Source organism: Micromonospora sp. CA-269861 (assembly GCF_050948505.1).
Lineage (GTDB): Bacteria > Actinomycetota > Actinomycetes > Mycobacteriales > Micromonosporaceae > Micromonospora.
The window spans coordinates 1,306,254-1,320,787 of sequence record NZ_CP192014.1 but is presented as its reverse complement, the minus strand read 5'-3'; the positions used below and the strand labels follow the sequence as shown (position 1 = coordinate 1,320,787).

The 14,534-nt window shown below is 68.6% G+C and carries 9 protein-coding genes and 2 pseudogenes; 7 read left to right on the top strand and 4 right to left on the bottom strand.

Annotated features, from left to right (window positions below; genetic code table 11):
* The first annotated feature begins 14 nt into the window (after positions 1–14).
* Positions 15–236 carry a hypothetical protein gene (locus ACQP0U_RS06060; RefSeq protein ID WP_145785213.1) on the top strand — a complete coding sequence of 74 codons (222 nt, stop codon included), beginning with the start codon at positions 15–17 and terminating at the stop codon, positions 234–236.
* Between the two features lie 197 nt (positions 237–433).
* Entirely contained in the window at positions 434–1,624 is a 1,191-nt protein-coding gene (locus ACQP0U_RS06055; protein ID WP_433316508.1) for a DUF1996 domain-containing protein, read from the top strand.
* A gap of 43 nt (positions 1,625–1,667) precedes the next feature.
* Here ACQP0U_RS06055 and ACQP0U_RS06050 read toward each other — a convergent pair whose 3' ends face one another.
* Positions 1,668–4,343, bottom strand: coding sequence for an RICIN domain-containing protein (locus ACQP0U_RS06050; RefSeq protein WP_433316506.1), 2,676 nt, complete (start codon positions 4,341–4,343; stop codon positions 1,668–1,670).
* A gap of 1,310 nt (positions 4,344–5,653) precedes the next feature.
* On the opposite strand from ACQP0U_RS06050, the gene ACQP0U_RS06045 reads away from it, so the two are divergent.
* The 4 genes and pseudogenes from ACQP0U_RS06045 to ACQP0U_RS06030 all read left to right on the top strand — a co-directional run.
* Entirely contained in the window at positions 5,654–6,256 is a 603-nt protein-coding gene (locus ACQP0U_RS06045; RefSeq protein WP_091393400.1) for a DUF4956 domain-containing protein, read from the top strand.
* Complete coding sequence (locus tag ACQP0U_RS06040; RefSeq protein WP_433316504.1) at positions 6,253–7,074, top strand: polyphosphate polymerase domain-containing protein; 822 nt, start codon at positions 6,253–6,255, stop codon at positions 7,072–7,074. The genes ACQP0U_RS06045 and ACQP0U_RS06040 overlap by 4 nt, the downstream gene beginning before the upstream one ends.
* Positions 7,071–8,714, top strand: a pseudogene (locus ACQP0U_RS06035) (CotH kinase family protein); the annotation flags it as partial. The gene ACQP0U_RS06040 and the pseudogene ACQP0U_RS06035, both read left to right, overlap by 4 nt.
* 78 nt (positions 8,715–8,792) lie before the next feature.
* Positions 8,793–9,182: pseudogene (locus ACQP0U_RS06030) on the top strand (cellulose binding domain-containing protein); the annotation flags it as partial.
* Positions 9,183–9,233: 51 nt separating this feature from the next.
* Here the strand turns inward: ACQP0U_RS06030 and ACQP0U_RS06025 are convergent.
* The 3 genes from ACQP0U_RS06025 to ACQP0U_RS06015 all read right to left on the bottom strand — a co-directional run bounded on the left by ACQP0U_RS06025 (position 9,234) and on the right by ACQP0U_RS06015 (position 13,802).
* Entirely contained in the window at positions 9,234–12,218 is a 2,985-nt protein-coding gene (locus ACQP0U_RS06025) for a glycoside hydrolase family 3 C-terminal domain-containing protein (protein WP_433316502.1), read from the bottom strand.
* Positions 12,219–12,436: 218 nt separating this feature from the next.
* The gene (locus ACQP0U_RS06020) at positions 12,437–12,787 is read right to left on the bottom strand and encodes a DoxX family protein (protein ID WP_433316499.1); all 351 of its coding nucleotides are present in this window, start codon (positions 12,785–12,787) and stop codon (positions 12,437–12,439) included.
* Positions 12,788–12,863: 76 nt separating this feature from the next.
* On the bottom strand, positions 12,864–13,802 hold the full coding sequence (locus ACQP0U_RS06015) for an oxidoreductase (protein WP_433316497.1): 939 nt from the start codon (positions 13,800–13,802) through the stop codon (positions 12,864–12,866).
* An 85-nt stretch (positions 13,803–13,887) separates the two neighbouring features.
* On the opposite strand from ACQP0U_RS06015, the gene ACQP0U_RS06010 reads away from it, so the two are divergent.
* Positions 13,888–14,523: a TetR family transcriptional regulator gene (locus ACQP0U_RS06010; RefSeq protein WP_433316495.1), complete on the top strand. Its 636-nt coding sequence runs from the start codon at positions 13,888–13,890 to the stop codon at positions 14,521–14,523.
* Positions 14,524–14,534 lie beyond the last annotated feature (11 nt).

Genomic DNA, 14,534 nt, shown 5'->3' with positions numbered 1-14,534 from the left:
TCCGAGGAGATCGCATGAGCGTCACCGCCGATTTCAGCAAGCTGGTCGTCAAGGCCTACCAGGACAAGACCCTCGCCGAGCTGGTCGACTCCCCGGTGAGCGCACTCACCGGCGTCAGCGCTGGCGACGCCAAGCTGCTCAAGGAGGCGTTCAACATCACCACCGTGGGCGACCTCGGTCGTAGCCCGTACTTCCGCACCGCCCAGGCCCTGGTCGCCCTGAGCGCCGCCAAGTAACGACGCCTGCCGAACCGACACGGCACCACGTGTGGGCATCGACCGTCGGGGCCGACGGTCGATGCCCACACCCGCCGGGCGGCCCGCGTACTTTTAAGGAAGGTTTAAAGACCTTCCGAGTACGGACGGGAAGCGCCTACCATTCGGCCGCCGTGGCCGTTCGGGTCATCCTGGCGTCTACCCGTTGGGAGCGACACGTGTCGTACGAAAGCCCGCCGCCGCCACGTCATCGCGTTTCCGGGTGGCTCGCCCGCAACAGGCTGGGCGTGGCCGTCGGCGCGGCTGCCGTACTCGTCATCGCGGCGGGGGGCGTGTACCTGGGCAACGGTGCCGCGCAGCCCGAACCGTCGAACGCTGCCAATGCCCTCGAATACCCGTCCTCACCGGCCGGGCAGTCGGCGTCACCAGGAGTGGCGGTGTCGGCCCCCGCGACGCCGTCAGCCTCCGCGACCCCGTCGACAGGCGCGAAGCCCTCGACCGCCGCCGCGCCGAAGATTCCCGCAACCGGCTGGGTTCCGGTCGATCGTGCGGCCTGGAAGGCGCAGTCCGACGCGTACCGGGCGTTGAAGATCGACCCCGTCCCGTCCGGTGTGGGCAACCTCCCGGAGTTCCGGGCGGACTGCCAGTACAGCCACCGGCTACCGGACGACCCGATCGTCGCCCCCGGCCTACCGGGCGCGTCACACATGCACTCGTTCGTCGGCAACAAGGCCGTCGACGCGAACACCGTCGCCGGGGACCTGACGAAGTTCACGGCCACCTCCTGCAAGCCGGTCCAGGACCACTCTGCCTACTGGGTGCCGACGCTCTACGACAACGCGACCGGAAAGCCTGTCGAGACCACCGGGTTCCGGGTCTACTACCGCTCGCTCGCGAAGAACTCGACAGGTCAGATGCCGATGCCCAACGGCCTGCGCATGATCTCCGGCGACGCCAAGAAGAAGAAGCCGACACCGCGCGGCGCGACCGGCCAGTTCTACTGCGCCTTCTACGGCCCCGGTGACCTCGACGGCATCGCCCGCAGCACCAACGGCAACTGGCCCATCTGCGGGGGCGACGCGACGCTGCACTTCATGATGCAGTTCCCCGACTGCTGGGACGGCAAGCACCTGGACAGCCCCAACCACAAGGACCATGTGGCGTACGGCAGCGGCAACTCCTGCCCGAGCAGCCACCCGGTCCGGATCCCGGCGATCACCTTCGACATCCAGTACCCGGCGAAGGGCACCCCGGCGGGCTACTACCTCTCCTCCGACAAGGAGGGCAAGAGCGCCTCGTCGATGCACGGCGACGCCTTCGTGATGTGGGACGTCACCACCATGAACAAGCGCACCAAAAACTGCGTCCAGGGACGCCGGACCTGCGACAACTACGGCTACCAGAAGTAACCGGGGCCAGGCCCGTGTCGGCCTGGCCCCGGGGACTGGTCGGTCAGCTACGCAGCGCCCATTGCTGGTTCGTGCCGCCGTTGCAGGACCAGAGGATCACCCTGGTGCCGTTGGCGGTGGCGGCGCCATTGGCGTCGAGGCAGAGCCCGGACTGGGCGTTGGTGATGGTGCCGTTGCTGTTGACGTTCCACTGCTGGTTGAGCCCACCGTGGCAGTCCCAGATGATGACCTGGGTGCCGTTGGCCGTGCCAGCCCCGGACGCGTCCAGGCACTTGTTGCCGTAGACCGTCAACTGCTTGCCGCTCGTGTGGGTCCACCGCTGGTTGGTTCCGCTCGAACAGTCCCAGAGTTGCGTCTGAGTTCCGTTGGTGGTGGAAGAGTTGGGCACCTCGACACAGCGGCCGGACTGGCCGCCCACGAGCTGTCCGCTCCCCGTACCGCTGCCGCCGCCCTGCTGCTGTCGGACGATCGAGGTCGACTCGGCCGACCGGTTGCCCTGTGCGTCGACGACGTAGAGCCGGTACTCGCCCTGGGTGGTGGGCACGGCGATGGACGTGGCGGTGCCGGCCGCTCTGGTCATCGTCGCCCCGGCGATGAAGGTGGTCGTGCCGTACGGGGCCAGCCAGACCGACTTGGTGGCATCGCCGAGGCTCCGGATCGGGATCGACGCCGTGGCACTGGTGACGAATGTGCTGGCCGGCAGCACGTAGTTCGGCGCGGAGAAATTGCTCGCCGGGATGATGTCGCGGTACGCGTCCTCAAGGCCGGAGTTCGCGGCGATGCCGTAGGCCGTCGCGGGCCATACATAGTCGGAGGAGACGATGATGTCGGCGACCGTGCTGTTCGGCAGATTCTTGTTCGACACCTTGTTGATCGGGCCGTAGATCTGCGTGATGCTCAGATCGTGTTTCCGCCCGAAGTCGTCCGAGTTGATCATCCAGGTGACGTTCTTGTCGATACTCAGGACGTTGTCGCGGAACGTGATGAACGCCGACCCCTCGTCCGGGTGCAGTCCGTACTTGTGGCCCGACGGAACACCCTGGAGGTAGTTGTTGGTGATCGTGGTGCCGGGCTGACTCCCGAGCGTGTAAATGGGCGCCGTGTCGCTGAGACGCTGCACGGTGTCGATGATGTGGTTGTAGCTGATGGTGTTGTTTCGCGCCGTCGTGGTCGGTCGGTTGGGCACGATCGAGCCCGACGATCCGTCGAAGTTCCACCAGCCCCAGCCGAGGGTGATGCCGGACCACGGGGTCTTCTCGATCCGGTTGCGCTGGATGGTGAGGGTGTCGGCGAAGTACGCCGAGATCGGGCTGTGCCCGTTGAACAGGACCGCGCTGTCGTAGATGAAGTTGTTCTTGATGTCGATGTTCTTCGGTAGTCCCTCGACCGACGCGGAGTACTTCTCTCGGTTGGTCGACGTGCCGTCTCCGATGTAGACGTGCTGGGGATGACCGACGGTGATGGCGGACCCGGCGATGTCGTTGGTGTGGTTCCCGATCAACTGCGTGCTCTGCACGTCATTGATCATGTTGATTCCGCCGGCACCTGTGTGCTGGATCCGGTTGCGTTCCAGGAGGATCCCGTCGGCGTTCTGCAGGTGGATGATGCCGGGAGTCACGTCGACGTTGCGGTAGTAGTAGACGTGGAAGTTCCCCTTGGCGTACACGTTTGCGCTCAGGTTGCCCTGCTGTGCCTGCTTGAATGACGATCCGGCGACGTTGACCAGGTTCCAGTCGGAGTGCTGCACCGTCAGGCCGGAGAAGGTGATGTTGCGCGCGTGGCTGGTCGTCGAGGTGCCGGCCACCCGCAGCACGGTGGTGACGTTGTTCGGCGCGTAGACCGTCGCGGTCGACATGTTCTCGGCACTGGCCTTGTAGTAGTAGACCGTCCTGGTGCCCTTGTCGAAGTAGAACTCCCCGGGGGCGTCCAGGAACTCGTACGCGTTCATGAGCTTGTGGGTCCCACCGACCTGGGCGTTGCCGTTGAACGCGCCCTGCGCGATGGCCGCACCCGGCTGCTGGAAGAGGGCGACCCGGTTCGCGCCGTCGGAACTCGTGGTCACCTGGCGAACTCCCACGATGGCCGTGGTCCAGGTCGTTCCGGTCTCGATCTCGATATCGTCCTGATTACTGCCGACAGCCGGGAAATCGTTCAGGCTGTACTTGGCGCCGTCACACTGTGAGCCCGACTCCCAGGCCCACGAGGCCTGGTTGGCGGTGATGTTGTAGGTCCCGTAACAGCCCGCCGAGCTGATCGTCTTCGACGCCATGTACGCGCGCTTGTCATTGACGTAGAGCGCCCGCAGCTTGTTGGCCCGGTTCAGCGGCGCCTTCCAGATGTTGCCGCTGTGCTGGGTCCAGCCGGTCACCTGGACAGCACCGTCAAGGACCGGCTTCTCATTGGGGTAGGCACCGTAGATGACCCGGTATCCGTTGGTGCCGGAGTCGCTCGGCCCGAATTCGATGGTGCTGCTCACCGGATAGGTTCCACCACGGAGGTAGACGTTGACATCGCCGGTCATGCTCGCGTTTATCGTACGAACGACGTCCCGCGCACGTTGCAGGGTCCGGAACGGCGATTGCAGGGTTCCCGGGTTGGCGTCGTCACCGCCCGGGGCGACATAGTAGGTCGCCTGGACTGCGGCCGAGGCCGGCAGCTGGTTTGTCAGCACGGCCGGCAGTGTGGCGGCGATGAGCGCCGCCACCGCCAACAATGACATTCGAGCGGTGGATATGGCTGACTTCACGACTGTTCCTCTCACTGGTCGTCGATGTGGTGCCCAAAGTGCGTATCGAGCGACGAGTACGGAACAGCGACGCCACTAAGGGCCGGCGGGGACTTTCCGTCGCCCCGACCGCACTCTTTGTTAATCGCCCCGAAATTCTTACTGGGAGCGTAGGTCACACGTCTGACCAATGCAACAGGCAATTGGAGCGCGTCTATGCCGAAATGCCTACGGATCGGGCACATCAGCCACGCTGGCCCCACACCCCCGCCTGCGTCGTCCGACGAATCCGGAATGACGGGGTGACCACACCGACACGCGCTGTCGCCCAACACCATCCGCGGGTGCGCGCTGCCGCGTTTCAGCCAGGGGGCGCAGGCGGTGCAGCGCCCCTTGGAGCTGAATCGTTTACGACATCACCGGGCAGGCACGGCCTCTCCTCGCGCGGCCTTTCGCGGCACCGTCACCAGGCGGCCCTTTCGCCCGACCTTCGCAACACCACCACCAGGCGGCCCCCTCGCCCGACCTTCGCAACACCACCACCAGGCGGCCCCCTCGCCCGACCTTCGCAACACCACCACCAGGCGGCCCCCTCGCCCGACCCTCGCGACACCAGCACCACGCGGCCCCCTCGCCCGACCCTCGCGACACCAGCACCACGCGGCCCCCTCGCCCGACCCTCGCGACACCAGCACCACGCGGCCCCCTCGCCCGACCCTCGCAACACCAGCACCACGCGGCCCCCTCGCCCGACCCTCGCGACACCAGCACCACGCGGCCCCCTCGCCCAACCCTCGCGACACCAGCACCACGCGGCCCTCGCCCAACCCTCGCGACACCACCACCAGGCCCACCCTCCCGCCTGATTCGTTTGCGGCATCAACTCCATAGGACCGCAGTTACTGACTCCCGCCCACGCTGGCGGCGCCGAGAGAGTCGGGCCGGGCCGACGATCAACCCGCCACCAGGAACCGATGGCACGCAGCGAGCCTCGAGCACTGACCGCACGTCCAACCGGGACATCCGAAAGACTCCGAAAGTTTCGGCGACGTCAGGCCCTAATGCGGCGCCCCGAGCATGCCCACGTCAACCGCACCGGACCACCACCGAGCGGCCAGGGGACCCGAACGCACGCACCGATCACGCATTGACTTACATTGATGTTCTGCTTACAGTCACCAGCGAAATACCGAAAGTTTACCGAAAAAGTAGTCCGGAGGTCCGGCCACCTTCCGCAGGTCGCCACGCAGCGACGGCGGCTCGGCGTCGGTGCGTTCCGGCGGTGACCGGGAGGAACCCCAGCGATGTCGCAGCTCGTCCTGTTCGCGATCGACATCTGCGCGGTGGCGCTGCTCGTCTTCGGCCTCTACTTCCCACGACACCGCCGGCGCGACCTGGTCGTCGCCTACCTCGGGGTCAACGTCGGCGTTCTCGCGGTGGCGAGCGCGCTGAGCGCCAGCGACGTCGGCGCCGGGCTCGGGCTGGGGCTGGCGCTGTTCGGGGTGCTCTCCATCATCCGACTCCGGTCGACGGAGCTCGACCAGCACGAGGTCGCGTACTACTTCTCCGCTCTCGCACTGGGCATTCTCGGGGCACTCAGCACCACCTCGGTCTGGCTCAGCGGTGGCCTGATGGCACTCATCGTCGCGGTGATGTTCGTGGGCGACCACCGGCGACTGCTGCGGCACTACCGGCACCAGATCATGGTGCTCGACTCCGCCGTCACCGATCACGTCGCTCTCGTCGCCCAGCTGGAGCAACTGCTCAATGCCCGGGTGCACAACGCGATCGTCCAGCGGCTCGACATGGTCAACGAGACCACCGTGGTCGATGTCCGTTACTCGGTGGCCCGGCGCAGCGCGGCGGCCGGCACCAGCAAATCGGTACGGGCCGGAGCGCTTCGATGACCGCGCCACTGCTGGCGAGGCTGGCGCCGATCACACTCGCCGAGGTGATCGACCGAGCGGCGCTGCAGAGCAGAGTGGACCGCAAGTACGTGATCGCGGTGGACGAGCTGCCGCACCTGCTGGACCAGCTCACCCCGTACGCCCGGGTGCTGGAGATCGATGGCGAGCGCACCTTCCGGTACGAGTCGGTGTACTTCGACACGCCCTGCCTGGCCAGTTACCACTGCGCGGCGTACCGGCGACGCAGGCGCTTCAAGGTACGGACCCGGACCTACCTCGACTCGGCTCAGTGCTGGCTGGAGGTGAAGATCAGCGGGGCGCGCGGGCGGGTCACCAAGCACCGACTGCCGTATCTCGCCGAGGACCGGCGGACCGTCCGGTCCGGGCGCGGGTTCGTGGACGAGGTGCTCGCCCGGGAGTCGATCCTGTCCGACCTCGCGGCCAGGCCACTCGAGCCGGTGCTGGTCACCAGCTACCGTCGCTCCACTCTGCTGCTGCCGGCGACCGCGAGCCGGGTCACCATCGACACCGGGCTCACCTGGCAGGACGGTGACCGGACCCTGCGACTGCCAGGCATCGCCGTGGTCGAGACCAAGACCAGTTCGGCCCCGTCGCTTGTCGACCGCACGCTGTGGCAGCAGGGCATCCGGCCCGTGCGCATCTCGAAGTACGCGACCGGTCTCGCGGCTCTCCGCCTGGACCTTCCAGACGTGCCGTGGCGACGGACGCTTCGCCGCCACTTCCGCGCCAGCCCGTCCGCGGCGCTCCAGGAGTTGACAGTTCCCATCCGATCAGAACAGGAGGCATCGTGCGCATGACCATCCGCACCACAGGTGTTCCGGCGGCGGCCGTTCGTGCCGCCGGGATCGCCGCCGCCACCGTGTTCGTCGCGGGCCTCCTCGTGGTGTCCCCACCACAGGCCGGCGCCGGACCCGTCGCCGCCCACCAGGCCGCCCGACCCGTCACCGAACTCCTCGCCGGCACCCAGGCCGCCGATGCGGCCGCCGCACCGGCCGCGGCAGACGAACTGGTCGGCGACATCACCTTCTCCGTGCCCAGCGGCACCTTCCAGGGGGAGGTGGCGGTGACGCTGGGCAGCACGGTCAGCGGCGCCCAGATCCGCTACACCACCAACGGGCAACCGCCCACCGCCCAGTCGTCGCTCTATTCGGGCTCGGCACTGCGCTTCACCCGCACCACCCAGCTACGGGCGCAGGCGTTCGTCGGCCAGACACCAACTGGCGCGCCCGGCACCGCCATGTACGCCGCGCAGAACGTCACCACCGCCCATGACCTGCCGGTGGTGCTGATCGACTCGTACGGTGCGGGCCGGCCAGACCGTGAGTACTTCGACGCCACCACCATGATCTTCGAACCGGCGGGTGGCGGCACCACGTCGCTGTCGGCCGCTCCGACGCTCAGCACCCGAGCGGGATTCCGGCTGCGCGGCAACTCGTCGGCGACGTTCGAGAAGACGCCGTTCCGGGTCGAGTTCTGGGACAACGAGGACGACGACGCCGACCACCCGGTGCTGGGCATGCCTGCCGATTCCGACTGGGTGTTGCGCGGCCCGTTCCCCGACAAGGCGCTGATCCGCGAGGCGCTCGTCTACGACCTCGGACGCGAGATGGGGCTGCCGGCTCCGCGCTACGCGTTCGCCGAGTTCTATCTCAACACTGACGCCGCCCCGGTGGGTGCCAGCGACTACATGGGCGTCTACATGTTCATGGAGACGATCAAGAACTCCAAGGACCGCCTCGACCTCAAACAGTTGGACTCCGAGGACGTGACCCTGCCGAAGATCCAGGGTGGGTACATCTGGAAGTTCGAGTGGATGGCGGCCGAGGAGCCGACGTTGCCGTGCACCGGTCCGGCGGCCACCTGCTGGAACTACCTCGAGGTGGCCGACCCGTCGCCGCTGCAACCGCAGCAGCGGGACTGGCTGCGCGGGCACATCCAGGAGTTCCACGACGTGCTGCACTCGTCGACCTTCGCCGACCCGACCACCGGATACCGCAGGTACATCGACGTCGACTCGTTCATCGACCTCATGATCGTCAACGAGTTGAGCAGGGAGATGGACGCCTACGTCCGTAGCTCGCACTTCTACAAGGACCGGGACAGCAAGATCTTCGCGGGTCCGCTGTGGGACTTCGACCTCAGCTTCGGCGTCGGTGGCTTCTTCGCCAACGACCAGGTGTCGGGCTGGCAGCACCAGCAGACCCGGCAGCCGTCGGCCAACGACTGGTTCGCCCAGTTGCTGCGCGATCCCGCGTTCGTCAACCAGGCCCGATCGCGCTGGCAGACGCTGCGACGCGGCCTGCTCTCCGACGCCGCGCTCCAGACCCGGATCAACGCGCTCGCGACTCCGCTGACCAACGCGGCCCAGCGCAACTTCCAACGCTGGCCCAACCTGACGGCGCCGACGGTCAGCTTCTTCCGCACACCGACCTCGCCCACCTGGCAGGGGCAGGTCCAGGTCATGCGGGACTGGATGCTGCGACGCGCGGCCTGGCTGGACTCCACCGCCGGCTGGGGCGGGTCCGTCACCACGCCGCCGCCCACCACACCGCCGCCCACGACGCCGCCGCCCACCACACCGCCGCCCACCACACCACCGCCGGCGGCCGGCTGCACCGCGGCGTACGCGGTGACCAGCCAGTGGACCGGCGGCTTCCAGGGCGAGGTACGGGTCACCGCGGGCACCTCGGCGATCAGCAACTGGACCGTAACGTGGACCTTCGCCGGCGGCCAGAGCATCACCCAGGCTTGGAACGCGACGGTCACCAGCCAGGGATCCGCGGTCACCGCCCGCAACGTCGCCTACAACGGCGCACTCGGTGCCGGCGCCAGCACCGCGTTCGGCTTCCTCGGCTCGTCCACCGGCACGCCCAGCACACCGACGCTCACCTGCACGGCGAGCTGACGAGCACAGCCCCGGGGCCGGGTCGACGATCGACCCGGCCCCGGGCTCCGGTCATCTGATGGAGAACTGCGCCAGCCGCAGCGGGGAGTCGAACACCAGGTACACGTCGTGGGTGCCGACTGCCCGGGCCAACTCGGTGCTGGTGCTGACGTACCGGTAGTCGTCGCCGGTGCTGGGCACGGTGGCCGTGCCGAGCAGCCGGCCGGTGGGCGAGCCCAGCCGAATCTGGATCGTGCCGGCACCCGCGCCCGCCTTGGCGACAGTCGCGGTGAAGGTACGCGCGTCGGCCCGCAGCGCGGAACCGTCGAAGGAGATCCATTGACCGGCAGCGGTGGCACCGACAGCCGTACCGCTGGGCTTCGTCTCGTCGACGAGCCGGGCCCCCGCGTACCTGTCGAAGTTCTCGGCCCTGGTGGGCCGGGACAGGTCACGGGCCGGGATCGTCTCACCGCGGACCCGGACCGCGGCGCGGGCCCGGATGTCCTCGACGGACGCCCCGACCATCAGGTCGTGGACGGACGACTCGACCACCCACCGGCTGCGGGTGACGTCCCAGTGCGCCAGGTCCGCGGCGGGCAGGCGCACTGTCACGGTACGGGTCTGCCCGGGCGCGAGTGTCACCTGCTGGAAGGCCTTGAGCTGGCGGATCGGGGTGGTGTCCCGCGAGGTGCGCTGGTGCGTGTAGAGCTGAACGACCTCGGTCCCCGCCCGACTGCCGACGTTTGTCACGTCGACACTGGCAGTGATGGTGCCGTCGGCCGCTACCGACTGGGCACCGGCACGCAGCTGGCCGTACCGGAAGCGGGTGTACGACAGCCCGTGGCCGAACGGGTAGAGCGGCTTGGCGCGGCTGTACAGGTAGGTCTGCCCGGACGAGATGATGTCGTACTCCAGCAGGTCCGGCGGTAGTTGTGCGTCCGACCGGTACCAGGTCTGGGTGAGCCGGCCGGACGGGTTGCGGTCGCCGAAGAGGACGTCGGCGACCGCGTGGCCGGTCTCCGCGCCCGCGTGGGTGGTCCAGACGATTGCCGGTACGTTCTCCTGCTCCCATCGGATGGTGACCGGGTAGCTGGTCTGGAGCACGAGCACGGTGCGCGGGTTGGCCCTGGCCACGGCCTTGACCAGCGCCTCCTGGCCGGCGCTCAACGCCGTGGAGGTCCGGTCGTGCGCCTCGCGGCCGTTGATGAACGGGTTGCTGCCGACCACCAGCACGGCGGTGTCGGCGGCCTTGGCCGCGGCCACCGCCCGGTCGATCCCGCTGCTGATCACCTCGCGACTGAAGTGGGTAGCTGCGGCCGGGGTGGATGCGCCGAGCTTCAGGGCGCCGTCGGCGCCGATTGTCACGTACGTGTCGGCGCCGAACCAGCTCTCCTTGGTCTCGTAGCCGACGTAGCGCAGCACCACCGTTCCGTCGGCCTGCGGCTCCAGCTTGAACTGCTGCTGCACGTACCAACCGTTCGGCTGTTCGTCGCGGGTGACGAACGGTCCCCAGTTGTAGCCGAGGTAGCGGCCGTTGGCGGCGTTGCGCAACGTCACCACGTCCTGTCCCCAGTCGACGACGTCGAACTGGGCGACGAGCGCCGGGGTCGCGCCAGTCCCGAGGACCGGGTCGGCGTCGGTGGTGCCGGTGGCCGAGACGTACCGGCCGGTCGCCGTGTCCTTCAGGGCGATCCGGTCCGCCCCGTCGAGCCCGCTCACGCTGGCCGAGCTGCCCAACCGTTCGCGGATGCCGCCGAGGGCCGTCACCCGGTACGGCAGGTCGCCGCCGTACCAGTCCGAGTAGAGGGTGTCGGCCAGCGGCCCGAGCACCGCCACCTTGCGGGTCCGGGCCGGGTCCAGCGGGAGCGCCTGCCTCTCGTTCTTCAGCAGCACCATCGCCTCGCCGGCGGCCTGTCGGGCCAGTCGCTGGTGTTCGGGGCTGTTGATGACGTCCGGGGTGATGCCGCCGTACCGGCCGCCGCCCGGGTCGAACTCACCCAGTCGGAACCGGACGTTCAGGATCTCGCGGATCCGGGCGTCGATGTCCTGCTCGGTGAGCAGGCCGCTCGACAGCGCCTGCTTGATGGCGGTGATTGTCGGCTGCGCGTTGGTGTCGTCGGTGATGAAGCTGCTGAGGCCGGCCTTGATGATCGCGGCGTTCCCCTCGGCCTGGGTCGCGTAGTACCCCTGCGAGCCGACGAGGTTGTTCGGCGCCCAGGCGTCGGTGACATTCATCAGCGGCTGGTCGGTCCAGTCGCGGACCACCGTCGCCAGGTCAGGGTCCACTGTGGCGGGGCGGCCGTTGACCAGGTTGTACGCGGCCATCATCCCGGTCGCCGCGTCGGCGGCGATGGCCGGCCTGAAGGCGGCGCGGTCGTACTCGTTGAGCACCCGAGGCGGCACGTTCGAGGAGGTCACGTCGCGCCGGACCTCGTTGTTGTAGGCCAGGTAGTGCTTGAGGGTCGGTGCGCTCTTCAGGTGGTTCGGGTCACCGCCTGTCATCCCCGAGCCGTACGCGGTGGAGATCGCGGCGGTGAGCAGCGGGTCCTCGGAGTAGCCCTCCTCGTTGCGGCCCCACCGGGGGTCACGCAGCAGGTTGACGACCGGCGCCCAGAGGTTGAGCCCCCAGACCCGGGGGTTCTGTGCGTGGTAGCCACGCGCCTCGTCGCCGACGGCCGAGCCGACCTGCCGGATCAGGTCGGGGTTCCAGGTGCTCGCCATGCCGACCGGCTGCGGGAAGACGGTGCCGCGGGCCTTGACCACCGCGCCGTTGTTGTCGATGTCGGTGGACCACGCCACTCCGTGCAGCGCCTCGGTGCCGGTCTTGAACAGGCCGATGCCCAGTCGGGGAATGGCCGGCTGGTACTGGTGCAACCAGGAGATCTTCTCGTCCTGGGTGAGGCGGCCGAGCAGGTCCTCGACCCGTTCGTTCACGGGCAGGCGTGGGTCTCGGAACGGGTAGGTGGGGTCGGCGAGCGCGGTGCCGGGAACGGCCGGTAGGGCTAGCAGGGCAAGCGCGAGCGCGGTGATTCCGCGCCGAAGGCGCCACTTCCGCATGCGGTTCTCCTCATGTCGTACGACAGACGCCCAAGGGGGCGCCGAGACCGGCGTGACCAGGCTCGACACCCGGCTGACGGGCCTGAACGACGAATCGTCGAAGCGCTTCGACGACCCGGCCGCGTCACCACGGCCATGATTGTTGTGATCCGCGCAACTATAGATGCACGCCAATGACTCAGCAACACCCCGTGTGCCCTCGCGTGGGAGCCGACGATCTACCAGTGGTAGAGCACGTTCACTGTCAGTGCGGCCACCACGGTGACGAAAAATACGGCCCACCCCACCAACTGGCGGGAGCCGACGCGCAGGTGCGCGATGAGCGCGCCGATGAAGTACAGCACCAGCCCAGCGGCGGCGAGGGTGCCCAGCAGCGGTACGGCGAAGCCGGCCAGCAACCCCACCGAGCCTGCCGCCAGCGCCACGCCCAACCGTGGCACCCACGACCGGGGCACGCGCTTCATGTCCGCCTGGGCCTTCGGATAGTCGTGACCGATCAGGTAGGTGACCGCCGCGATGCCGGTGAAGATCGACGCGAGAATGGTGACCGTGACATAGGCAGCGAACATATTTCCTCCGTTGTGTGTGCTCGCCCCCTGGACGATCCAGCGCGACGGGATGTGACGGGCGCTGGGTGCTCCGCGATCAGCTCGCCGGTCGCAGCGCGCCGAACCGTACGCCGGTGGCCTGTTCGGACAGTTCCCACAGACGGCGGCCGTGCTCGGGGTCGGTCGCTGCTGCGGAGAGCGTCGCCGGCGCGGGGTGGCCGCGCAGCTCGGCCGGCCCGTCGGGGGCGACGAGCTGGCCCGGCTGCGCCCCGGGGTCCGTGGCGGCGAACAGCTGCGGCCAGACGCCGCGGTCGACCGGCTGGGCGAGCAGCGGGTTGCCGATCCGGCCCAGCAGCAGCCGCCAGATCGGCGTGGTGCCGCTGGTCTGCAAATTCGTCGCGGTGTAGCCGGGGTGGGCGAGGAAGCTGCCCAGCGGGCTGGCCACGGCGCTGAGCCGTCGGTGCAACTCGTGGCCGAAGATGGCGTTGGCCAGCTTGGACGTGTTGTAGAAGCCCATCGGGGAGTAGCCCCGCTCGCCGGTCGGGTCGGCGAAGCGCACCTTCGCCTGCCGGTGGTTGACCGAGGTGACAGTGACCACCCGTGGGTCCCGGCCGGCCAGCAGGAGGTCGAGCAGGAGCCCGGTGAGAGCGAAGTGCCCGAGGTGGTTCGTGGCGAACTGCACCTCGTGCCCCTGCGGGCTGAGGGTGCGCGGCAGGGCCATCACCCCGGCGTTGTTGATCAGCACGTCCACCCGACGGTGGTCGGCGTGCATCCCGTCGGCGAACATCCGCACCGAGTCGAGGTCGGCCAGGTCGATCCGCCGGACTTCCAGGTCGACGCCGGGCCGGGCCGCGTCGATCTCGGCGGCCACCCGGTGGCCCCTCGCCTCGTCACGGACGGCCAGGACGACGCGCGCACCGCGGACGGCGAGCGCCCGGGTGGTGGCCAGGCCGAGGCCCGCCGCGGCACCGGTGACGACGAAGGTGCGGCCACTCAGGTCGGGGATCTGTTTGGTGGACCAGCCATTGACAGTCATGCGCCCCACTGTGCTATCGGTGGCACTGAGTGTCAAGCAGTGCTTCCAGTGCCAGCACTGGCATCACCTGACGTAGCATCGGCGGATGAGATCCGGTACGGACCGCAGCCTGGCCGAACGCAAACGCCAGCTCGTCGCCGACGAGCTGCGCGACGCCGCCCTGATGCTGCTCGCCACCAAGGGCTTCGACGTGGTGACCGTCGACGACATCGTTGCGGCAGCCGGCATGTCGCGGCGTACGTTCTTCCGCTACTTCGCGTCCAAAGAGGACGTGGTCGTCCGGTTCCTGGCTGACACGAGCGGAGGCATCATCACCGAACTCGCCGCCCGGCCATCCGCCGAGCCGCCGTCGGTCGCGCTGCGCCACGCCCTCTGGGTTCCGCTCGCCGCCTGCAACGACCACCCGGAGCACTCCGAGCGGGCAAGGGTCGTCGTCCGACTCATCCTGGACACCCCTGCGCTGCACGCCCGCTGGCTGGAACGCCAGATCCAGTGGCGCGCCGAACTGGCCGCCGAGCTGGCCAACCGCTGTGGCCTCGACCCGCACACCGACCCGTACCCGCGGATGGCCGCCGGGATGGCCCTGCTGGCGCTCGACACGGTGCTCCAGCAGTGGCAGCCCGGCGACGACGAGCAGCACCTGGCCGAGCTGATGGACCGGGCGATCGCCGTCGTGGCGCCGGCCCTCGACGTGTCCGGCGCGTCCCCCGACGCCGGCTGAGCGGCACCCCT